General features: G+C 55.2%; 6 protein-coding genes. 2 read left to right on the top strand and 4 right to left on the bottom strand.

Annotated features, from left to right (window positions below; translation table 11 throughout):
* Positions 1–1,189: hypothetical protein (locus tag GX117_05415; GenBank protein NLO32783.1), on the top strand; the 1,189-nt coding region annotated here is incomplete at its 5' end.
* Here GX117_05415 and GX117_05410 read toward each other — a convergent pair.
* Genes GX117_05410 through GX117_05400 form a run of 3 tightly spaced genes read right to left on the bottom strand, consistent with a single transcriptional unit; the run spans position 1,134 to position 4,394 of the window.
* Positions 1,134–2,402: a peptidase M14 gene (locus tag GX117_05410; GenBank protein NLO32782.1), complete on the bottom strand. Its 1,269-nt coding sequence runs from the start codon at positions 2,400–2,402 to the stop codon at positions 1,134–1,136. The genes GX117_05415 and GX117_05410 overlap by 56 nt on opposite strands.
* A gap of 50 nt (positions 2,403–2,452) precedes the next feature.
* Positions 2,453–3,280 (bottom strand): 1,4-dihydroxy-2-naphthoyl-CoA synthase, encoded by an 828-nt coding sequence (gene menB / locus GX117_05405; GenBank protein ID NLO32781.1) that lies wholly within the window; start codon positions 3,278–3,280, stop codon positions 2,453–2,455.
* A 28-nt stretch (positions 3,281–3,308) separates the two neighbouring features.
* Complete coding sequence (locus GX117_05400; GenBank protein NLO32780.1) at positions 3,309–4,394, bottom strand: hypothetical protein; 1,086 nt, start codon at positions 4,392–4,394, stop codon at positions 3,309–3,311.
* 219 nt (positions 4,395–4,613) lie between these two features.
* On the opposite strand from GX117_05400, the gene GX117_05395 reads away from it, so the two are divergent.
* Positions 4,614–6,026, top strand: a complete 1,413-nt coding sequence (locus tag GX117_05395) for a HAMP domain-containing histidine kinase (GenBank protein NLO32779.1) — start codon at positions 4,614–4,616, stop codon at positions 6,024–6,026.
* Positions 6,027–6,049: 23 nt separating this feature from the next.
* Here GX117_05395 and GX117_05390 read toward each other — a convergent pair.
* Positions 6,050–6,905, bottom strand: an 856-nt coding sequence (locus GX117_05390) for a Zn-dependent exopeptidase M28 (GenBank protein ID NLO32778.1), incomplete at its 5' end; no start/stop codon positions are given.

The raw sequence follows: 6,905 nt of genomic DNA, 5'->3' as shown, positions 1-6,905 counted from the left end.
CCGCCGTGTCGTCATTCCCCGAGAGAACCGCGGCGCCGAGGGGACAAGAAATATCTGGCTTTTAGACTCGGCTATTTTATTGGAGAGCGGTCTTCTTCTGGAGCTGGAAAATTGTCATATTAAATTGTCGGATCGCTGCCGCGACAATTTTATGCGCAGTGCCAATTGCGGCTTGGGCATCGAAGCGATTGAGCCCATGTCCAATATTCATGTGCGCGGTGTGGGCTCGGTGTTGTTGGAGGGAGCGGATCATCCTCGCGCCTCCGGCGACAGTGCAAAAACGCTGGGGGAACGCAGTTACGGCACTGATGCGGGCAAAGAGGGTGAAAGTCAGACGGGCGACTGGCGCAACATCGGTATCTTGATGGCCTTTGTGGATCATTTTTCCTTTGAAAATATACGCATGAAAGATTCTCACTGCTGGGGCATGTCCATGGAGCGCTGCAGTTACGGCGTGATCCGCGATATTGAATTTGAGGCGACCCAAACCAAAGAAATAGACGGGAAGACCGAAACCTTACTCAATCAGGATGGTGTTGATTTACGGCAAGGCTGTCATAATATTACCATCGAAAATATCACAGGCTACAGTGGAGATGATCTTGTGGCGCTTACCAATATTTTAAGCAACAAGCCGGCGGGAAGTTCGGAATCGACCATGGTCAGCGCTTCCAATGATCGCGGTGACGGACAGGATGATATTCGCTACATTGTTGTGCGCAATATCCGCGGCCATTGTGCCGGGGGGCATCACATTATACGCTTGCTCAATGCACGGGGGCTGCGTATTCACGACGTGACCATTGACGGTTTGTTGGACACGTCGGGCTCGGGCAAGGCGTGTCGTGCTGCAGTGAAAATCGGAGACAGCAACCCTGTGTGGGGCGGCGTGACGCCCCTCGGCGATACGTACCGCATCTTTGTGAACAACATTACGAGCCGTGCCCTCCATACGGTGCTCATTGCGGGGAGCTTGGCGGAATCGTCGCTCACGAATATACGCAAATACGAAGCAGAGGGCGAAGCCATCACCTTTGAATCGGGCAAAGAGACTGTGCGCAACGTGGAGATAAGCAACATCGACATCCCTCAGCAGTCCCTGAGCGATGTCGATGGGTTCGTGTTGCGGCGCGTTACTCAGGCAGCGATTCCGTTTCGATTAAGTAGCGGCGCAGAGCACGGAGGATGACCGTGCCGAAGCTGCGCGCCCGCTCCTCGGTCATGGTCGCGCCCTCAACATAGGCGTAGGGGATTTCCATGGCGGCACCGATCGAAACACCGGGCAGAGATTTCACCCAACGCGAAAAGCTAAGCCCCTTTGAATAACTGCCCGGCTTGTTCCAATCCACGCCAAAGGGGATATTGTTGGCTGCGCTGTAGGGCAAGGGGCTGTCGTTTATTTCTTCAAGGATGCGCCCCAAGTGTTGTTCCGCTTCCCACTTTGCCGCATCTTCACTGCCGACAATATAGAGTTCTTCGTTTCGGTAGCCGCGGATATAGGGACAATGGAGATCCATCGCGACGCGGAGCAGGCCTTCGCTCCATGCTTCTACGCGGGTTTTGAGCGCAGCTGTTTCCGGATAAATGCTTTCTGCATCGTAATCCCGATTATGGTCGTAGGGGATACGATTTTTCCCTTGATCGCCCGCCTCGACGCCGTCCTTGTCCATGAAAGGAATCGCCAATACTTCAACATTATGGCGGAACCATGCGCCGCAAGGATTGTCGCTGAGCAAGGATTCGAGTATGCCTTCCAAGACAAAACTTGCCATGGTCTCACAGGCGTGATGGCGCACTGTGAAGAGTACGCGACAGCGGGGCGCATCATGATTGCAGGGGATGCGCAGTGCCTCAACGCTTCTTCCTTTTTTGCTCAGACAGAGCTCTTCCTCGATGAGGGGCGGCGAGAAATCGTGTTTGTCGAGAAAGGCGCGCAGATCCTTTTCTACATAAGGGATAGTATATGAAAACCACGTGGAAGGGGCATCGGTGAAGGTATAAGTAAAGGCGGCGCCGGAAATAACTTCCTTCCCAAGCCACGCCCAGCTTGCGCCGTCGTCGGTGCTGACGGCAGGCCCGAGCACGCCGATGGGATTGCGTTCGCCGAAGTCAAAGCGGAGCGTATGCCCTGCCGGTACGCCGCTCATCTTGAAGCTCCAATAAAACCACCAGCCTTCGGTGTCACGCAGATCGGGAGCGAGGCGAACCACATCTTCGCTGATTGCTTCAACATGAATATTCGCGCCGGGAAAATCGGCGGTGATGGTATAGGGCGGCGTTTCGGCTTTGGCCATGCCGAAACATAAGGCAAGAAGCAGGATGAACGCTGCGCCCCGAGTGAAGCGAAGAGGATGGATTGCCTTAAAGGGACGTTTATACTGCCGTTTCAGTTCTGCGCTCATGATGCATTCCTTATTGAAGTTGGTCGTTAGGCTAGACGGCTTTCTTTTGCTTAGGGATTTTTCGGGAAGCGTTTGAAGTCGGGCTTACGTTTTTCTAAAAAGGCATTGCGGCCTTCCTGGCCTTCTTCACTCCTGTAAAATAAGGCAGTTGCATTGCCCGCAAGTTCCATGAGCCCCGCCTGTCCGTCCTCATCGGCGTTCAGTGCCGCCTTGATGCAGCGGATAGCGGTGGGCGAATTGGCGAGAATTTCCCTACACCAGCTCACAGTTTCTTCTTCGAGCCGCTCCAGCGGCACGACCGTATTGACCATGCCCATGTCCAGCGCTTCTTGCGCGTTATATTGGCGGCACAGAAACCATATTTCCCTCGCTTTTTTCTGACCTACCATGCGCGCGAGATGGGCGGATCCATAGCCTGCGTCGAAGGAACCCACTTTCGGTCCGGTCTGTCCAAAGATCGCGTTGTCTGCGGCAATGGTGAGGTCGCAGATCATGGCGAGTATATTTCCGCCGCCAATAGCGTAGCCGGCGACCATGGCAATGACGGGCTTGGGCAGACTTCGAATCTGCCGGTGCAGATCCAGCACGTTCAGACGTTCCGCTCCTGTTGCCGCGTCGGTATAGCCCCCTTCGCCGCGCACTTTTTGGTCGCCGCCGCTGCAGAAGGCTTTTGTGCCGGCACCGGTCAAAATGATGACGCCAATGTTGCTGTCGAAGCGCGCATCTTTCAGGGCGTCGCTGATTTCGTCGTTTGTAAGGGGTGTAAAAGCGTTGTGCCGTTCCGGTCGGTTGATGGTTATTTTGGCGATCCCATCCATTTTATGGTACAGAATTTCTTGATAGGCGCCGACAGGTTCCCACGGAAATGGTTGTTGCATAGTTAATCCTTATAAGTCGTGAAGAGGATCAGTTCATGGCTTTCTTGAGGCGGCGGCTCGGCGACGCGCCCAAGGCAATGGCTTTTTCATAATAAGGCCGCGCTCCTTGTGCATCGTTCAAGAGGACGGCATAGAACCAAGCGATATTGTACTGGCTCGGCAAATACTCGGGATTCTTAGCGGCGAGATCCTGCGCAATGGTGAGGGCTTCATCTGTAGCGTTGTTGGCTGCTTTCGCCAAGGCAAGGGCGTTGGAGGCTTCCCGATGATCGGGATCCAGCGCACAGGCGCGGCTCAACAGCGCTTCCGCCTCTCCATAGGCTTTGTTCAAGTAGGCGTGGACACCGAGCGTATACGCGCCGTCGAAATTGTCTTCAAAGCCGAGGTCGGTGAAGACGGCAGCGATGGCGCGGTGCATGACTTCTTCCAGACTCGCCTTGAGCGGAGCGCCGCCGTCTTTGGTCCACTTGGTGACGGCATCTTCGGCGGAAGAAAACCGCGGCGAGAGGAGGGACGGCGTGATGCGCTGCATGGGATCGCGCCATTTCATGTCGGCGAATAAGTCTAGGGAATAGGCGGTAATGGTATTGCTCCACAGCACTTTGCCCGTGTCTATATCGCTGATATGGCCGACGATGCGCGCGGCGAGGAGGCCTTCAGGCCCGTAGATGCCATAGCTCAAATCGAAGTCCAGCAGCAGATCGTAACCGCTTTTTTTCAAGCCTTCCAAGCGCGCGTCCCGCGCATCGCGCAGTGTATGAAAGCCGGCGGACGTGGAAAAAGGCTGCACTTGGCCCGGTACCCGATCCAAGTGGGCGGCCACGGCGTCGCGCAGTAGTTGCTTGAATCGCTCATTGCTGTCGAAGCCGGCGAGGGCGTCGCGGATTTGGATGCCGTAGCGGTCGTCTTGGATGGCGCTGATGCCTGCGCCCACGAGGGCGGGGATGGAGCCGCCGATCTGCATGGTTTGCCGCACGGGCGACACAGACACGATAATCTCGGGCTGTTGCATGGCAATGCTCAAGGCGGGTGCGTCAACAGTTGGGAAATAGTCTGCCGAGAAATCCCCGTGCCGACGGGCGCAGCCGCCGATGAGGCTGATCAGAATTAACAACAGGGTGAAGCGATATTAGGAGAGGATGAATAACACGGCGTACCCCTTTCTTGGTAGTGTTCAAAGCAATAAGAAACTTAATGATAACAAAGATGTGAGGAGACCGACAATTTAGAGAATCGGCACTCCTTGGGCGAGAACAAAACAAAATAATCTTCACAAATTCAGTTCCTAATGATACAATAGTGATACGCAGTTTAGGCTATAAAGGACAGTCCCATGGAATCGAAACAGGCGGCGTCGACAAACCCTGAACCGGTTTTGGATGATGCCTCTTCTTTTCTGGTAAGTCCGCGTTTTTTACGGGCGCGGTTATTGGTTTATGCGGCGGCGCGCTTTGGCGTTGCTGCAGCCATCTTTGTTGGCGCTTGGTTTGCGCCTTTGGTGGTGGGTATTGAGCAGCTGCCGTCGAAGCCCTTGCATCTGCTTGCCGCTGTACTTTTCGCCTATAACATCGTCGTGTTTGTTGTGCTCTACCGCTACCGCTGCACCCGCCATTGTTCCCATCTCTATCTGGTTTTGTTGTTGCATGGCACGATCACCTTTGATTTCATCTTTTTGACCATTGCTCTGTGGCTCGTCGGCGGTGCTGCCTCACCCTTCACTTCTTTTTATATTCTCCATATTATTTTGGCCGCCATGCTCATGTCTCGATGGGAGGCGTTTTTACAAGCCCTTTTCGGCTACCTCCTTTTCGCGGGGCTTGTCTTCATACAATTGATTGACCTGCTGCCCGTATACATGCCAGTCGGCGCAGTCCTATCGGATACGCCTATGGACTGGCGTTTTGCCGGGACGCTGTTGACGGTGCAAGCCATTCTGTTCTCAGTGACTACGCTCTTAGTTTCGGAAATCGCCGCCGCGCTGATCCGCGGAGAAATGGCGCTCAAAGAATTGAACGCCGAGCTGAAACAGCTGTCCGAAAAGCGCCGTGATTTCATGCATGTGGTGACCCATAATTTGAAAGCGCCTGCAGCGGCAGCGACCATGTTATTGGAAACGGTCGAAAACCTGTGGGCGGACAATGCTTCCAACAGCGCACGAGACGCGATCAAGCGTGCGCGCCGCCGCACCCAAGAACTTAGCGAATTGGTTCAGGAATTGCAGCAGCTTTCCTCTTTGGAAAGCGGCGCGTTGCGAGATCAGGAAATGCTGTTCAGCTTGAATGATACGGTGCGTAGCTTGGTGGATAAATATGGGGAGACAGCGAACCGGAAAAAGCAGCGTATCGCCTTGTATCTTCAAGAGCATTTACCCGAAGTACGCGCCGTACCAAGGCTCATACTGGAGGCGGCGGCAAATTATATGACCAACGCCATCAAGTATACGCCTGAAGGGGGGAAACTCATCCTGCGCACGTGCAGCCGAGACGGAGAGGTGATCTTCGAATTGGAGGATAACGGGGTGGGCATTCCCGAAGATTGTGTGGGGAATCTTTTCACGGAGTTCGTGCGGGCTGACACGGTCGTCGCCGGCGAAAAGCCGCCCGGCGTAGGGTTGGGCTTATCCATTGTTAAGCGTATCCTTCAGTACTACGGCGGACGCGTTTACGTGTCCAGCGTTGAGGGCAAAGGCAGCACCTTCGGCTTTGCTCTGCCCCGTGTGCAGGACGAGGGGCAGAACGGCCGCTAAGAATCACAGCACCGCCGTGTTAGTTATTCAGCGCTTTGATCGTAGTCCAAGCAAACCTGCCAGAGGAGTTGCAGTGTCTTCGCCAAACAGGCATTTTCCACTATTTCGGGCAGATCGCGGCGGTTATGATAATAATGGGCGGGGGCATGATCCATGGCGCAGATGGCGGCAGCGGGGATCCCCGCTTGGGTGAACGCGGCGGCGTCGCTCGCGCCGACCGTGATCGATGCATCGGGCAGATCTACGCCGCATTTTTTCCCGGCGTCGCGGATAAGGGCACAGACCTTTTTGTCGTGCTTGACCCGGCCGTTTAAATCCTTGGTATATACGGCGAGTTGGGCGAACTCGGAGACGGTATCGACGGCGATGGCGACGGTCGTCTTGGGATCCAATTCCTTGCGATGGGCGCGCACATAGGCTTTCGCCCCTTCAAGGCCCGCCTCTTCGCAGCCGGTCACAATGGCGGTGATCTCCGTGTTTTTCAGGGCAAGATTGGACTGTTTCAGCCATTTGACCAGCGTCGTCACACAAAGGGAACCGCTCAGATTGTCGGCGGCTCCCGGCGATACCACCTTGAAGTTGGTGTAGAGGAGACCCAGCAACAGGGCGGGCAAGACAAAGGCGTGAGAGAGGCCGAGCCATTCCCAAAAGACATCGCCTGAAAATACGCCGCCCGTCACGGCAGAGGCGAGGGTTGTGCCGAGCAGATAGAGAAAGGCCAAGATAAGGGGAATGCTGAAATAGGGGAAGAGGCGCGGGAAGCAACGATGGAGCCGCCATTCATAAGCGCCGTCAGCGTGACCTACAAGGAGAATGCGTTGGCGCGCTGTGTCACGGGCAGGCAGGGGCGCACAGAGGTTGAGCGCCTCGGTCTTGGGG

The organism is Candidatus Hydrogenedentota bacterium, from assembly GCA_012523015.1.
Taxonomy (GTDB): domain Bacteria; phylum Hydrogenedentota; class Hydrogenedentia; order Hydrogenedentales; family CAITNO01; genus JAAYBJ01.
Note: the sequence above shows the minus strand (reverse complement) of the source record. Positions and strands in the feature narration are given on the sequence as shown.

Excerpts from the sequence above, each read along its gene's own strand:
- GX117_05410 (NLO32782.1), bottom strand. The coding sequence starts at position 2,402 with ATGAGCGCAGAACTGAAACGGCAGTATAAACGTCCCTTTAAGGCAATC.
- menB (NLO32781.1), bottom strand. The coding sequence starts at position 3,280 with ATGCAACAACCATTTCCGTGGGAACCTGTCGGCGCCTATCAAGAAATT.
- GX117_05395 (NLO32779.1), top strand. The coding sequence starts at position 4,614 with ATGGAATCGAAACAGGCGGCGTCGACAAACCCTGAACCGGTTTTGGAT.